The sequence below is a fragment of the Janthinobacterium sp. P210005 genome (assembly GCF_036231865.1).
In the GTDB taxonomy this organism is placed as follows: Bacteria; Pseudomonadota; Gammaproteobacteria; order Burkholderiales; family Burkholderiaceae_D; genus Janthinobacterium; species Janthinobacterium kumbetense.
Map to the genome: position 1 here is coordinate 207922 of NZ_JAZARC010000003.1, position 14012 is coordinate 221933.

At 62.5% G+C, this 14012-nt stretch carries 15 protein-coding genes; 1 reads left to right on the forward strand and 14 read right to left on the reverse strand.

What is annotated here, in order from left to right; all coding sequences use genetic code 11:
- The 13 genes from VPH40_RS14590 to paaA form a co-directional block, all read right to left on the reverse strand.
- The gene (locus tag VPH40_RS14590) at window positions 1-984 is read right to left on the reverse strand and encodes a branched-chain amino acid ABC transporter permease (RefSeq protein ID WP_328573782.1); all 984 of its coding nucleotides are present in this window, start codon (window positions 982-984) and stop codon (window positions 1-3) included.
- The gene (locus VPH40_RS14595) at window positions 981-1859 is read right to left on the reverse strand and encodes a branched-chain amino acid ABC transporter permease (RefSeq protein ID WP_230538975.1); all 879 of its coding nucleotides are present in this window, start codon (window positions 1857-1859) and stop codon (window positions 981-983) included. The genes VPH40_RS14590 and VPH40_RS14595 overlap by 4 nt, the downstream gene beginning before the upstream one ends.
- Window positions 1860-1940: 81 nt before the next feature.
- Complete coding sequence (locus VPH40_RS14600; protein WP_289917439.1) at window positions 1941-3092, reverse strand: ABC transporter substrate-binding protein; 1152 nt, start codon at window positions 3090-3092, stop codon at window positions 1941-1943.
- Window positions 3093-3174: 82 nt separating this feature from the next.
- On the reverse strand, window positions 3175-4380 hold the full coding sequence (gene pcaF, locus VPH40_RS14605) for a 3-oxoadipyl-CoA thiolase (protein WP_328573783.1): 1206 nt from the start codon (window positions 4378-4380) through the stop codon (window positions 3175-3177).
- Between the two features lie 22 nt (window positions 4381-4402).
- On the reverse strand, window positions 4403-5731 hold the full coding sequence (gene paaK / locus VPH40_RS14610) for a phenylacetate--CoA ligase PaaK (protein WP_289903412.1): 1329 nt from the start codon (window positions 5729-5731) through the stop codon (window positions 4403-4405).
- A gap of 68 nt (window positions 5732-5799) precedes the next feature.
- Window positions 5800-6246, reverse strand: coding sequence for a hydroxyphenylacetyl-CoA thioesterase PaaI (paaI, locus tag VPH40_RS14615; protein WP_328573784.1), 447 nt, complete (start codon window positions 6244-6246; stop codon window positions 5800-5802).
- Complete coding sequence (gene paaH, locus VPH40_RS14620; protein ID WP_328573785.1) at window positions 6239-7804, reverse strand: 3-hydroxyacyl-CoA dehydrogenase PaaH; 1566 nt, start codon at window positions 7802-7804, stop codon at window positions 6239-6241. The genes paaI and paaH overlap by 8 nt, the downstream gene beginning before the upstream one ends.
- A gap of 1 nt (window position 7805) precedes the next feature.
- Complete coding sequence (gene paaG, locus VPH40_RS14625; protein WP_328573786.1) at window positions 7806-8597, reverse strand: 2-(1,2-epoxy-1,2-dihydrophenyl)acetyl-CoA isomerase PaaG; 792 nt, start codon at window positions 8595-8597, stop codon at window positions 7806-7808.
- Window positions 8598-8686: 89 nt separating this feature from the next.
- Window positions 8687-9766: a 1,2-phenylacetyl-CoA epoxidase subunit PaaE gene (gene paaE, locus VPH40_RS14630; protein WP_152255046.1), complete on the reverse strand. Its 1080-nt coding sequence runs from the start codon at window positions 9764-9766 to the stop codon at window positions 8687-8689.
- A 40-nt stretch (window positions 9767-9806) separates the two neighbouring features.
- Window positions 9807-10334 (reverse strand): 1,2-phenylacetyl-CoA epoxidase subunit PaaD, encoded by a 528-nt coding sequence (paaD, locus tag VPH40_RS14635; protein WP_328573787.1) that lies wholly within the window; start codon window positions 10332-10334, stop codon window positions 9807-9809.
- Complete coding sequence (gene paaC / locus VPH40_RS14640) at window positions 10334-11086, reverse strand: 1,2-phenylacetyl-CoA epoxidase subunit PaaC (RefSeq protein ID WP_328573979.1); 753 nt, start codon at window positions 11084-11086, stop codon at window positions 10334-10336. The genes paaD and paaC overlap by 1 nt, the downstream gene beginning before the upstream one ends.
- Before the next feature lie 14 nt (window positions 11087-11100).
- A complete protein-coding gene (gene paaB, locus VPH40_RS14645) occupies window positions 11101-11385 on the reverse strand; it encodes a 1,2-phenylacetyl-CoA epoxidase subunit PaaB (RefSeq protein ID WP_034746356.1) in 285 nt (94 codons plus the stop codon).
- Between the two features lie 26 nt (window positions 11386-11411).
- Window positions 11412-12404, reverse strand: coding sequence for a 1,2-phenylacetyl-CoA epoxidase subunit PaaA (gene paaA, locus VPH40_RS14650; RefSeq protein WP_328573788.1), 993 nt, complete (start codon window positions 12402-12404; stop codon window positions 11412-11414).
- 267 nt (window positions 12405-12671) lie between these two features.
- Between paaA and paaX the strand changes: the two genes are divergently transcribed.
- On the forward strand, window positions 12672-13601 hold the full coding sequence (gene paaX / locus VPH40_RS14655) for a phenylacetic acid degradation operon negative regulatory protein PaaX (protein ID WP_289913067.1): 930 nt from the start codon (window positions 12672-12674) through the stop codon (window positions 13599-13601).
- 100 nt (window positions 13602-13701) lie between these two features.
- Here the strand turns inward: paaX and VPH40_RS14660 are convergent, their stop codons facing one another.
- The gene (locus VPH40_RS14660) at window positions 13702-13956 is read right to left on the reverse strand and encodes a hypothetical protein (protein WP_077408596.1); all 255 of its coding nucleotides are present in this window, start codon (window positions 13954-13956) and stop codon (window positions 13702-13704) included.
- Between the last annotated feature and the right edge of the window lie 56 nt (window positions 13957-14012).

A 14012-nucleotide genomic window follows, 5' to 3' on the forward strand; every position in this document is an offset into this window, starting at 1 on the left:
TCACACCTCCTGCGCGGATTTGACGGGCGCCTTGGGCGTGGCAGCCCGCTTGCGCGAACGGCTGGCCAGGCTGGGCACCAGGCCCTTGGGCATGAAGATCATGGTGGCCATCAGGATCACGCCAAACACCACCGTTTCCCAGCCTTCAAAACTGGACAGCAATTGCGGCAAGATGGTCAGCAACGCTGCGCCGATGATGGAGCCGAAGATCGATGCCATGCCGCCCACCACCACCATCGTCACCAGTTCGATCGAGTGGAAGAAACCGGCCAGGTTGGGGGTGATGAAACCGATGTAGTGGGCACTGATGCTGCCCGCGATGCTGGCAATCACCGCCGACAGCACGAACACGCGCACCTTGAAGCGCGTCGTGTCGACGCCGACCACACGGGCCGCCACTTCCGAGCCGTGAATGGCCTGCAACGCTCGGCCGACGGGAGAATCGATCAGGTTCAGGGCCAGCCACGTCACCAGCAACAGCAGCACGGCGCACACCAGGTACCACGATTTCTCGCCGGCGATTTCCAGGCCGGCCACCGTGAAGGCGGAGACGCCGATACCGTCCGGGCCGCCCGTCCACTGCGTCTCGTTGTTGATAACGATGGAAATGATGATGCCCAGTCCCAGGGTCGCCATGGCCAGGGTATGGCCCTTGAGTTTCAACACGGGGCGCGCCAGCAACAGCGCCAGCAGGCCGGTGGCGACGGCGCCCGCCGCCAGCGCGGCCAGCGGCGGCCAGCCGTAGTGGGTGGTCAGCACGGCCGACGCATACGCGCCCAGGCCATAGAAACCGGCATGACCGAGGCTGATCTGGCCAGTGTAGCCCATCAGCAGATTCAGGCCGATGACGACGATGGCGTTCAGGGCGATGCGGATCGCCACGTCATAGTAGAACGCGTTAGTCAGGAACAGGGGCAGGATGGCCAGCACCAGGGCCAGCAACAACAAGCCGCCGTGGCGCGAGCGTGTGAAAAAGTTGGTCATACACGCTCCGAATTTTTAGCGCCAAACAAGCCTTGCGGCAGGAAGAACAGGATCAATAAAATCAGCACGAAGGGCACCGCATCCTTGTAGGCCGACGAGATGTAGCCGGCCGTCATGGCTTCGGCGATGCCGAGGATCAGGCCACCGGCGATCGCGCCCGCGCCGCCGCCCAGGCCACCGAGGACAGCGGCGACAAAGCCTTTCAGGCCCAGCATGATGCCAGCGTCATATGAGGTGTAGGTGATCGGTGCAACGAGGATGCCGCCGGCAGCTCCCAGCAGGGCCGACAGGCCGAACGAGAACAGCAGCACCTTGCGCGTGTTGATGCCCACCAGTTGTGCCGCCAGCTTGTTGTGCGAGGTGGCCAGCATGGCCTTGCCCATCAGGGTGCGGCCAAAAAACCAGCCCAGCACCAGCACGATGACCACCGTGACGCCCAGCACCCACAGGCTTTGCGGCAGCAGGCTGGCGCCCAGGAATTCGATCGGCGCATCGCCGGAAAACGCCGGCAGCGAGTGCGTATCCTTGCCCAGCCAGATTTGCACCAGGCCGCGCAGCACGAGGGAGGCGCCGATGGTGATGATCAGGAGCGTGATGACCTGTGCATTTTGCGCCGGTTCGATCACGGTTTTTTCCATCAGCAGGCCAACGATACCCGTGGCGACGACGGCCAGGATGATGGCCAGCGGCAGCGGCACGCCGGCGGCCGACATCACGGCGGCCAGCATCCCGCCCAGCATGATGAACTCTCCCTGGGCGAAATTGATCACGCCGCTGGTGTTGTAGATGATGGTAAAGCCCAGCGCCGCCAGCGCGTAGGCGGAACCGACCGTCATCCCGGAATACAGAAATTGTAGAAATTGAGCGACTTCCATGGTGTCTCCATTATGTTCGGCTGCGCGCGAACCGCCTTCGAGGGCGGCCCGCGCGGGTACTTCTGGCTTACCTTCTCGAACTTATTTAGACAATTGCCATTCGCCATTCTTCACTTCAACCATGCGGAAAGCCGACAGGTCCAGGCCCATGTGGTCTTTGGCCGACATGTTAAACACGCCGGTGGTACCGACAAAACCCTTGGTCTGCTCCAGCGCTGCCCGCACTTTTTCGCGGTCCGTGCCGCCGGCGCGCTTGATGGCGTCGACCGACAGGTTCAGGGCGTCGAGCGCATAGCCGCCAAAGGTCGACGGGTCGATCTTGTAGCGGTCTTTATACGTCTTGTCGTAGCCGACGACGACGGCTTTTTGCGCGTCGCTGTCGGGCAGCATGGCGCCGATCAGCAGGGCCGGCGTTGGCAGGCGCACGCCTTCGGCGGCCTTGCCCGACAGTTTCAGGTATTCGTCCGACGCCACGCCGTGCGACTGGTACAGCGGCAGTGCAGCCATGCCCAGTTGGCCATAATTTTTGGTAACCACGGCAGGACCCTGGCCCAGGCCGAACACGAATACGGCTTGCACGCCGGCGGTGTTCTTGATGCGCGTGAGCTGCGCCGTGATGTCCGTGTCTTTCGGGCCGTAGGTTTCATCGGCCACCAGGGTGATGCCGTATTTGGAGGCGACGATCTGCGATTCCTTGCGGCCCGAGGCGCCAAAGCCGCTCGTTTCCGACAGCAGGCCCACTTTGCTGATGCCGCGCTTCTTCATGTCCTCGAACACCTTCTCGGCCGCCATGCGGTCCGTGTGCGGCGTCTTGAACACCCATTTCTTGACCGGATCGATGATGACAACGGCACCGGCCAGCGAAATGAACGGCATGCTGGCGCGATCTACCAGAGGCGCCATCGCCATCGTCGCGCCCGTGGTGGTGCCGCCGATCAACACGTCGACCTTGTCCGATTCGATCAGGCGCTTGGTAAAACCGTTGGCCTTGGCCGCGTCGCTGCCGTCATCGTAGTGCACCAGTTCCAGCTTGCGCCCCAGGACGCCGCCTGCCGCGTTGATCTTCTCGATATACAGCTGCAGGGTTTTCAGTTCCGGATCGCCCAGGAAGGCGGCTGGTCCCGTGACGGACAGCACGGAACCGATCTTGATGTTATCAGCCGCATACGCGCCCGCGGCGGACATGGCCAGCACGCCGGCGATCAGGGTTTTCTTGAAGATATTGGCAATCATTGTGGTCTCCACCAGGTTGGCACTACGGTCAATGTATGGTTGGCGCTTTTTTACAAGCCTGCGCCTTTTTTGTTTTTACTTTTTATACGCGTTCAATCACTACTGCAATCCCCTGCCCCACGCCGATGCACATGGTACACAGCGCATAGCGCCCGCCCGTGCGTTCCAGCTGGTTCAGCGCGGCCATCACCAGGCGCGCGCCCGATGCACCCAGCGGGTGGCCGATGGCGATCGCGCCGCCATTCGGGTTCACGTGGGCTGCGTCGTCCGCCAGGCCCAGGTCGCGCGTCACCGCCAGCGCCTGCGCGGCAAACGCTTCATTGAGTTCGATCACGTCCATCTGCTCAATGCTCAATCCCGTTTGCGCCAGAACCTTGCGCGAAGCCGGCGAGGGACCGAAGCCCATGATGCGCGGCGCCAGGCCGGCCGTGGCCATGCCCAGCACCTTTGCGCGCGGCGTCAGTTTGTATTTGTCCACGGCGGCCGCGGACGCCAGCAGGATGGCGCAGGCGCCATCGTTCAAGCCCGAGGCATTGCCGGCCGTGACAGTGCCATCCGCCTTGACCACGCCCTTGAGCTTTGCCAGCATTTCCAGCGAGGTGTCGGGACGCGGATGTTCGTCGCTGGTGACCATTTTCGGATCACCCTTTTTTTGCGGCACGGCGACAGGCACGATTTCGCGCTCGAACACGCCGGCCGCGTGGGCGGCGGCCCAGCGCTGCTGGCTGCGCAAGGCCAGCGCATCCTGGTCGGCGCGGCTGATGCCAAATTCCACGGCCACGTTTTCCGCCGTTTCCGGCATGGTGTCGATGCCGTACTGCGCCTTCATCTTGCCGTTCACGAAGCGCCAACCCAGGGTCGTGTCTTCGATTTTCGCTGCGCGCGAGAACGCGCTGTCAGCCTTGCCCATCACGAAAGGCGCGCGCGTCATGCTTTCCACGCCACCGGCGATGATCAGCTCCGCCTCGCCTGCCTTGATCGAACGGGCAGCCATGCCGACGGCATCCAGGCTGGAACCGCACAGGCGGTTGATGGTATTGGCCGGTACTGCCGCCGGCAAGCCGGCCAGCAGCGCAGCCATGCGGCCCACATTGCGGTTGTCTTCGCCCGCCTGGTTGGCGCAGCCGTAGAACACGTCGTCGATGGCGGTCCAGTCGACGGAAGGGTTGCGGGCGATCAGCGCGGCAATCGGCAGTGCGCCCAGGTCGTCCGCGCGCACGCTGGCCAAGGCGCCGCCGTAGCGGCCAAAGGGAGTGCGCACGGCGTCACAGATAAAAGCGTCGTTCATGTCTGGTTCCTTGTTCGGGCTATCAGGAGAAAATCTTCGGGCGCTGGTCAACCACGCGGCGGGCCTTGCCCGTCAAGGTGCGTTCGATGCCGGCCGCGGCCACCAGGCGCACGCGCGTACTCACACCCACGTGTGTCTTGATGCGGTGTTCCAGCTCGCGCGCCAACGCGTCCGTTTCACTGGCCGAGATGGTGGACGTCAGGTCGATGCGCAATTCGGCCACCACTTCCAGCTTGTCGAGGTGGCCGTCGCGCGTGACCACCAATTGATACTGTGGCGCCAGCTTCGGCATTTTCAGAATCAACTCTTCGATCTGCGTGGGGAAGACGTTCACGCCGCGGATGATCAGCATGTCGTCCGAGCGGCCCGTGATCTTGCCGATGCGGCGCATCGAGCGCGAGGTCGGCGGCAGCAAGCGGGTCAGGTCGCGCGTGCGGTAGCGGATGATGGGGAGCGCTTCCTTCGACAGCGAGGTAAACACCAGCTCGCCTTCTTCGCCGTCCGGCAGCACTTCGCCCGTTTCCGGATCGATGATTTCCGGGTAAAAATGGTCTTCCCAGATGACGGGACCGTCCTTGCTTTCGATGCATTCGGATGCCACGCCAGGGCCCATCACTTCGGACAGGCCGTAGATGTCGACGGCATCGATACCGGCACGCGCCTCGATTTCCGAGCGCATGGCGTCCGTCCACGGCTCGGCGCCGAAGATGCCCACCTTCAGCGACGATTCGGCCGGATCGAGACCCTGGCGCGTGAATTCCTCGATGATGTTGAGCATGTACGATGGCGTGACCATGATGATCGATGGCTTGAAATCCTGGATCAGCTGCACCTGTTTTTCCGTCTGTCCACCGGACATGGGAATGACCGTGCACCCTAGACGCTCGGCGCCGTAGTGCGCGCCCAGGCCGCCCGTGAACAGGCCATAGCCGTAGGAGATGTGCACCATGTCGCCGGCACGGCCGCCGCCGGCGCGGATCGAGCGCGCCACCACGTTGGCCCAGGTATCGATATCGTTCTGCGTGTAGCCGACCACCGTGGCCTTGCCCGTGGTACCGCTGGATGCATGGATGCGCACCACTTGCTCGCGCGGCACGGCGAACAAGCCGAACGGGTAATTGTCGCGCAAGACCTTTTTATCGGTGAACGGGAATTTGGCCAGATCGGACAGCGATTTCAGGTCGTCCGGATGCACGCCCGCTTCGTCGAAAGCGGCGCGGTAATGGGGCACGTTGTCATACGCGTGCTTGAGCGTCCATTTCATGCGTTCGAGCTGCAGCGCCTGCAGTTCATCCTTGCTGGCGCGCTCGATCGGTTCGAGGTCATTCGGTGCTGGGGTTCTCTGGACCATCTCTGTCTCCTGATTCGGTTCTATAACTATGTAATTCGTTCCGGCAGTTCAAGCCTGCTCTTGTAACTTCAATTGCTGATGACTTCACCCGCCACGCGAATCGACTTGCCGCGGAAGAGCGCGATGGCGCGCCCGTCCTGGTTGCTGACCTTGACGTCGTAGACGCCGCTCTTGCCGGCCAGCGCCTGTTCGACGGCGTGCGCCGTCAGCACGTCGCCTTCACGGCCCGGCGCCAGATAATCGATGGTGCAACCGGCGCCCACGGTGTTCAGGTTGTAGCTGTTGCAGGCAAACGCGAAAGCGCTGTCGGCCAGGGCAAAGATAAAACCGCCATGGCAGGTCTGGTGGCCATTGAGCATGTCTGCGCGCACCGTCATCGTCATGCGGGCATGACCGGGGCCCACGTCGGCCAGGGCGATGCCCATGGCGACGGTGGCGTTATCGCGCGACAGCATGGAGGCGGCGGCCGCTTCGGCCAAAGCCTGGGCAGCGTGGATATGGTCTTCCTTATGCATGAAACTGTGCTCCATTGGCGAGTTTGCGGCGCAGCAGCGGCGAGACGCGGTAACGGTCCTCGCCATAGCCCTGCGCCAGGTGGTGCAGCACGGTCACGATGTGCTGGACGCCGACGGCATCGGCCCAAGCCAGCGGTCCGCACGGATAGTTGACGCCCTTCTGCATGGCGATATCGACGGCAGCCACCGTGCACACGCCCTGGTTGACGGCGTCGGCCGCCTCGTTGGCCAGCATGGCCACCGTGCGCATGACGGCCAGGCCAGGCACGTCGTCCAGGCGCGTGACGATGAAACCGGCCGCCTGGAAGAGGCCAACGACGGCCGCGTAGGCCGCATCGCTGCACTGGTCGGCGCGGGCCACGGCGATGCGCCTGGCATTGGCGTAATCGAGCGCCAGGTCAAACAGCACCGTGTCCGGATGCTGGTTGTCGTGCGCGCGCTGGGTGGCGCTGCGGCCATCGGTCAGATAAATCGCGGCGCCATGGCAATGCAGGGCGGGCGCCTCGTCATGCGACTGGCCTTCCTGCGTCACGCGGCGGCTGACGGTGATGCCGGCCTGCTCCAGGCGCTGCACAAGACTGCGGATGATGCCGCTGTGGCCACGGCCATCGCCGCCGATGGCGGCCGACAGGGCAACGAATTCCGGCTTCGCTTGCGCGCCTTCCGCCTGCGCCACGGGGGCAGCGGCCCCTTCGCCGTACAGGTAAAAACCCCGGCCCGATTTGCGGCCAAGGAAACCGGCATTGACCATTTCCTGCTGCAGCACGGAGGGCGTGAAGCGCGGGTCGTTGAAATAGGCGCCGAACACGGATTGCGTGACCGAGAAATTGACGTCATGGCCGATCAGGTCCATCAGCTCGAATGGGCCCATGCGGAAACCGCCCGCTTCGCGCAGCACGGCGTCGATGGTGGCGGCGTCGCCCGCCTGTTCGCTCAAGAGGCGCCAACCTTCCGCATAAAACGGACGGGCGACACGGTTGACGATGAAGCCAGGCGTCGATTTCGCATGCACGGGGTTCTTGCCCCAGGCGATGGACGTATCGTAGACGGTGGCGGCGACTTGCTCGCTGGTGGCCAGCCCGCTGATCACTTCGACCAGCGCCATCAGTGGCACAGGATTAAAGAAGTGCATGCCGACCAGGCGTTCCGGACGGCGCAGCTTGGCGGCGATGGCCGTAACGGAAATCGACGAGGTGTTCGTCGCCAGGAGGCAGTCGTCGCTGACCAGCGCTTCGAGTTCGGCGAACAGGCCGCGCTTGACGTCGAGGTTTTCCACGATGGCCTCCACTACCAGGGCAGCATCTGCCACATCAGCCAGGCTGCCGGCCGCCTGCAGGCGCGCCGTGGCGGCCGCGGCTTCGTCGGGCGTCATGCGGCCCTTTTCAGCCAGCTTCGCATACATCTTGCCAATGTCGGCCAGCGCCTTGCTGACGGCGTCAAAGCGCGTGTCATACAGCTTGACCCGGTAGCCGGCGGCTGCGGCCACCTGCGCGATGCCGGCGCCCATGGCGCCGCTGCCGATGACGGCGACGATACTGTTATTGTCCAAAGCTGCCATATCAATGTCCCTTGAATTGCGGTGCGCGCTTTTCCATGAAGGCGGCCACGCCTTCGCGGTAATCGTCGCTGTTACCGAGATCGCTCATCATGCGCGCTTCCAGCGCAAGCTGCTGCGGCAGGGTATTCGCGCCGCTGGCGGCCAGCGCCTGCTTGGTATACGCCAGGCCCTTGGTGGGGGCTGTGGAAAAGTGCACGGCCAGCTTGCGCGCTTCTTGTGCCAGATCGGCGTCGTCCACGCATTTCCAGATCAACCCCCAGTCTTCCGCTTTTTCCGCCGTCAGTTTTTCACCCAGCATGGCCAGGCCCATGGCGCGCGCGGAACCGATCAGGCGTGGCAGGAAGAAGGTGCCGCCCGTGTCCGGGATCAGGCCCAGCTTGCAGAACACTTCGACAAAACTGGCCGACTTGCCGGCGATGACGATGTCGCACGCCAGCGCCAGGTTGGCACCCGCGCCGGCGGCCACGCCGTTGACGGCGCAGATCACGGGCATTGGCAAAGCCTTCAAGGCCAGTACCAGCGGCGCATAGTTCTTTTCCACGGATTCGCCCAGGTCCACGCCCTTCGAACCCGGTTCCACGGCGCGGTCGGACAAATCCTGGCCTGCGCAAAAGCCGCGGCCCGCTCCCGTCAGCACGAAGACGCGCACGGTACTGTCGGCGTTCACTTTGGCGATGGCGTCGCGCACTTCCTCGTGCATGGCTTGCGTAAAACTATTGAGCTTGTCGGGACGGTTCAGGGTCAGCGTGGCGATGCCCTGCTCGATGGTGAAGAGGATGTTTTGGTAGGTCATGGTGTGTCTCGGTTTTGTTTTTTAACCCAGTGACAAGTGCCGGGGTCGAATCTGAAGATTCGCCCCCAGTCTTCGCGTGGGGTCTGCTGTTACTCAGCCTGGTCGAAATCAACGACCACCTTGTCGGTCAGCGGGAAACTCTGGCAACTGAGGACAAAGCCGCGCGCCACTTCATAGTCTTCCAGCGCGTAGTTGACGTCCATTTCAACCTTGCCGTCGAGGATCTTGCAGCGGCAGGTCGAGCACACGCCGCCCTTGCACGAGTAGCGCATGTCGATGCCCTGCCGCAGGCCCGCGTCGAGGATGGACTCCTTGTCCTTGTCCATCGTGAAGGTGGTGTGGTTGCCATCCAGGATGACGGTCACTTCCGTTTCCTGCACGGCGTCCGCAGCCAGCTGGGCGCGCGGCTTGTGGGCGTTTTTCGGGATGCTGGCGGCGAACAGCTCGATCTTGATATTCTGCTTGGGCATGCCGGCTGCCTGCAAGGCTGCGGAGACGCCCAGCATCATGTCTTCCGGGCCGCAGATGAAGGCGTTGTCGTAGTCTTCGATCTTGATCCAGTGCTGCAGGAATTGCTCGCATTTTTCCTGCGTGATGCGGCCGTTGAACAGTTCGATGTCCTGCTGCTCGCGGCTCATCACGTAGACCAGGTTCAAACGCTCCAGGTACACATCCTTCAAGTCCGTCAATTCTTCCTTGAAGATGACGGACGACGAAGCGCGGTTACCGTAGAACAGAGTGAAGCGGCTCAAGGGCTCCGTCAGCAGGGTCGTCTTGATGATGGAGAGGATGGGCGTGATGCCGCTGCCGGCCGCAAACGCCAGGTAGTGCTTGCGATTGACGCAGTCGAGCGGCACGTTGAAGTGGCCCATGGGCGGCATCACCTCGATGGTGGCGCCGGCTTTCAGGGTATCGTTCGCCCAGGTGGAAAAGGCGCCGCCCGGCGTGCGCTTGATGGCCACGCGCAGGGTGCCATCCTGCACCGCCGAGCAGATGGAATACGAGCGGCGCACGTCTTCCGCATTGATATGGGCGCGCAGGGTCAGGTGCTGGCCCTGCTGGAAGCGGAACTGCTGCTGCAACTCGGCTGGCACGTCGAACGTGACGGCGATGGTGTCGCGCGTTTCATTGCGCACGTTGGCCACGCACAGCGGATAAAATTTACTCATGCTTCATCTCCAGTTTCTTCGGAACGTGTGCCTGATTTTTTTAGTGGCACTTGAAGTAGTCAAACGGTTCGCGGCAATCCAGGCATTTGTACAGGGCCTTGCACGGCGTGGAGCCGAACTGGCTGGTCAGCTGCGTATGCGTGGAACCGCAATTCGGGCAAATCACGTCCAGTTTCGGCGTCGCCTGGCGCTTGACGCCACCACGTAAACCGCTGATGTCGATCACCTGCTGCTGCGGCGGAGCGATGCCATAGGCTTTCAGCTTGGCCTTGCCCGTCTCGCTCATCCAGTCCGTCGTCCAGGCGGGCGCCAGCTGGTTCACCAGCGTCACCTTGTCCACGCCATGGCTGCGCAAGGCATCCGTGACGGCGTCGGCGATCACCTGCATGGCAGGGCAGCCCGAATACGTGGGCGTGATCGTCACGATGCACGCGTCGCCGCCGGTGACTTCGACGGCGCGCACGATGCCCAGGTCCACCACCGAAATGACGGGGATTTCCGGGTCCGGCACGTCGCCCAGCCAGGCCCAGACCTGGGCGGCGTCCAGCGCTGCCGCGGCCGTGTTCATTACCACTCCGCCCCGGGATAGGCGCGCTGCAGGAACTGCATCTCGGCCAGAATAAAACCCAGGTGTTCCGTGTGCGTGCCCTGCTTGCCGCCTTTTTGCATCCAGGCGTCGGGCGCCGGCACGCTCAAAGTCGCTTCCGCGAAGATCTCGGCCACGTGTTCCAGGAACGCCTGGCGCAGGATGTCGGATGGCGGCGCGATGCCGGCGGCGACCATGGCCTGGTCGACGGCGTCGTACTTGAACATCTCGCCCGTGTACATCCACAGCTTGTCGGCGGCGGCCTGCGTTTTCGCGTGGCTGTCCGCCGTGCCGTCGCCGAGGCGCACGACAAGATCGCCGCTGCGGCGCAAGTGATAGGTCACTTCCTTGATCGACTTTTGCGCCACCTCGACGATGCGCGCATCCGTCGATTTCAGCAGCTCCAGCAACTGGAAGTAATGCCAGCTGTCGAAGAAGAACTGGCGCATCATCGTGTCGGCGTAATTGCCGTTCGGCTGCTCGACCAGCAGGCAATTTTTGAAATCGTGGGCGTCGCGCAAAAAGGCGATGTCGTCCTCGTCGCGGCCCGCGTTTTCCAGTTCGGCCGCATAGCTGAACCACAAACGCGTCTGGCCCAGCAAGTCCAGCGCCACGTTGGTCAGCGCCATGTCCTCTTCCAACGCCGGGCCCTTGCCGCACAGCTGCGACAGCTGCTGGCTGAGGATCAGGGCGTTGTCGCCCAGGCGCAGGAGGTAATTGACCTTGTCATCCATTGCAGGCGCTCCCATCACAGATTCTTGACTTCTTCCGGCATCGGGAAGAAGGTGGGATGGCGGTACACCTTGCTGTTCGACGGTTCGAACAGGGCGCCCTTGTCGCCGGGGCTGCTGGCGACGATATCGGCCGCGCGCACCACCCAGATGCTCACGCCTTCATTGCGGCGCGTGTAGACGTCGCGCGCATGGTTGACCGCCATGGTGGCGTCGGAAGCGTGCAGGCTGCCCACATGCTTGTGCGCCAGGCCGTGCTGGCTACGGATGAAAACTTCCCACAAAGGCCATTCTTTGCTCATGTTGCTATCCCCTTTTATAGATGTTTTCAGGCTGCCGCTTTTTCGTTAGCGGCTTGCTTGTCGGCGTAGGCGACCAAGGCATCGCGGAACCATGCGCCGTCTTCATACGCTTTCACGCGCGTTTGCAGGCGTTCGCGGTTGCACGGGCCATTGCCCTTCAAGACATTGTTGAACTCGGACCAGTCGATCTCGCCGAATTCATAGTGGCCCGTTTCCGCATTGAATTTCAGGTCGGGATCGGGCACGGTCAGGCCCAGGTATTCGATTTGCGGCACGGTCTGATCGACCATGCGCTGGCGCAATTCGTCGTTCGAGAACAGCTTGATGCGCCATTGCGCCGACTGGGCGCTGTTGACGGAAGCGGCGTCGGACGGGCCGAACATCATCAGCGACGGCCACCACCAGCGGTTCAGCGCATCCTGCGCCATGGCTTTCTGCGCGGGCGTGCCCTTGCACAGCGACATCATGATGTCATAGCCCTGGCGCGCATGGAACGATTCTTCCTTGCAGACGCGGATCATGGCGCGCGCATACGGGCCGTACGAGCAGCGGCACAGGGGAATCTGGTTGATGATGGCGGAGCCGTCGACCAGCCAGCCGATGGCGCCCATGTCGGCCCACGACAGGGTGGGATAGTTAAAGATGCTGGAATACTTGGCTTTGCCCGAATGCAAGGCGGCCAGCAAGTCGTCGCGCGACACGCCCAGGGTTTCCGCGGCGCTATACAGGTACAGGCCGTGGCCGGCTTCGTCCTGTATCTTCGCCAGCAGGATGGACTTGCGTTTCAGGGTGGGCGCGCGCGTGACCCAGTTGCCTTCAGGCAATTGGCCGACGATTTCCGAGTGCGCGTGCTGCGAAATCTGGCGGATCAGGGTCTTGCGGTAAGCATCCGGCATCCAGTCCTTGGCCTCGATCTTGATGCCTTCGTCGATGCGCGCCTGGAAAGCGCGCTCTTCTTGACCCATGTCGTCGAGGGAACGAACGTTCTTGAGGCCGGTTTCAACCATTTGTGCGTACATGATCTGTCTCCCATGTCTTTGATTTTGCGCAGCAACGCGGTGCGATGAACAGATAATACGATACAAAAAACGATTTGCATACACTTGATATGAATCATTTTAAAAATTCGTATCTTGTGCAGCTTTTTTGTGCGTATGATATTGCTTATGAGAAAACACTGCGGAGCGCCACCAGCGCTTCCGGCAAATTATTGCCGCGCTACCCGCGCAGCCAAGTAAACTGCTGCTTTTATTGAACCGACCGCAACACGGCCAGACCGGAACCACATGAAGAACACCCGCTGCACGGCATGGATAGCCGATTTCCTGGAAAGCGACCCACCGCGCTCGAAGTCCCTGGTGATGACCATCTTTGGCGACGCCATCGTGCCGCGCGGCGGCGCCATCTGGCTGGGCAGCCTGATCGAACTGCTGGCGCCGTTTGGCGTGAATGACCGTTTATTGCGCACCAGCGTGTTCCGCCTGGCGCAGGAAGGCTGGCTCAGCTCGCAACGCGACGGCCGCCGCAGCGCCTATACGATACGCCCGGAGGCGCTGGCCCGCTTCGAGCGCGCCTATCGCCGCATCTATGCGCCGCTGGTCGTGCACTGGGATGGCAGCTGGACCCTGGTGATCGGGCCAGCCGGCAGCATCGGCGCCGCCGAGCGGGGGGCGCTGCGCAAGGAATTATTGTGGGCTGGCTATGGCTTGATCTCGCCTGGCATCTTTGGCCATCCTGCCAGCAATACGGAGGCGCTGGAAGATATCCTCGTGCGCAATGAAGTGCAGGGCAAGCTGTATGTCTGCCACACCACGGAATTGCCGGGCGTCAGCACGCGTCCCCTGCGCGACATGGTGGGCGACTGCTGGGATTTATCGGAAGTAATGGCCGGCTACCAAAAATTCATCGCCAGTTTCCAACCACTGCTGACCTTGCTGCAAGAAGCACCCGTGTTCGATGCGGAGCAAGCGTTCGTCATCCGCTCGCTGCTGACGCACGCCTACCGCCGCGTGCAATTGCACGACCCGCAACTGCCCGTCGAGCTGCTGCCCGAACCGTGGCCCGGCACGCAGGCGTATGCGCTGGCCCGCGACCTGTACCGCATCACGTACGCGGCGGCCGAGGAACATATCTTGGCCACCTTGCGGCGCGAAGATGCGCAGGCGCCCGATGTGGAGCCGTGGTTCTACGAACGTTTCGGCGGCCTGAACACCTGACAACACGTCCATGGCGGCGTTGCAGGGCCTGGGCGTCCATTCGTACTGCCTGCGGCCCTGGCCATTTTTCAGGCGTTCAGGAATACGTCAGTGCCTGCGCTCACTGTTTTGCGACCACCTGTTTCGCCCCTGCCAATAAATCCTGCCCCAGCTTTTCCAGCGCATTGGCTTGCACCAGCATGGTGTCGAGGATGGCGACGTTAAAGGTGAATTCGGCCGGCGTCGTATAGCCGGGGAAACGTATGATGCGCAGCAATTCCTGCAAGGTCGTGCCCTTGCCCAGGTGCGCCAGGGCGTCGCTGAGGGCGCTGATTTTCTTTTCCAGTTCGCGTATGTGTTTGCCGTTGTCATCCATGATGTCCTCCCCGTGTCTAAGCTATCACGTTAGCAAAGCGCGTCCGTCATCGTTTG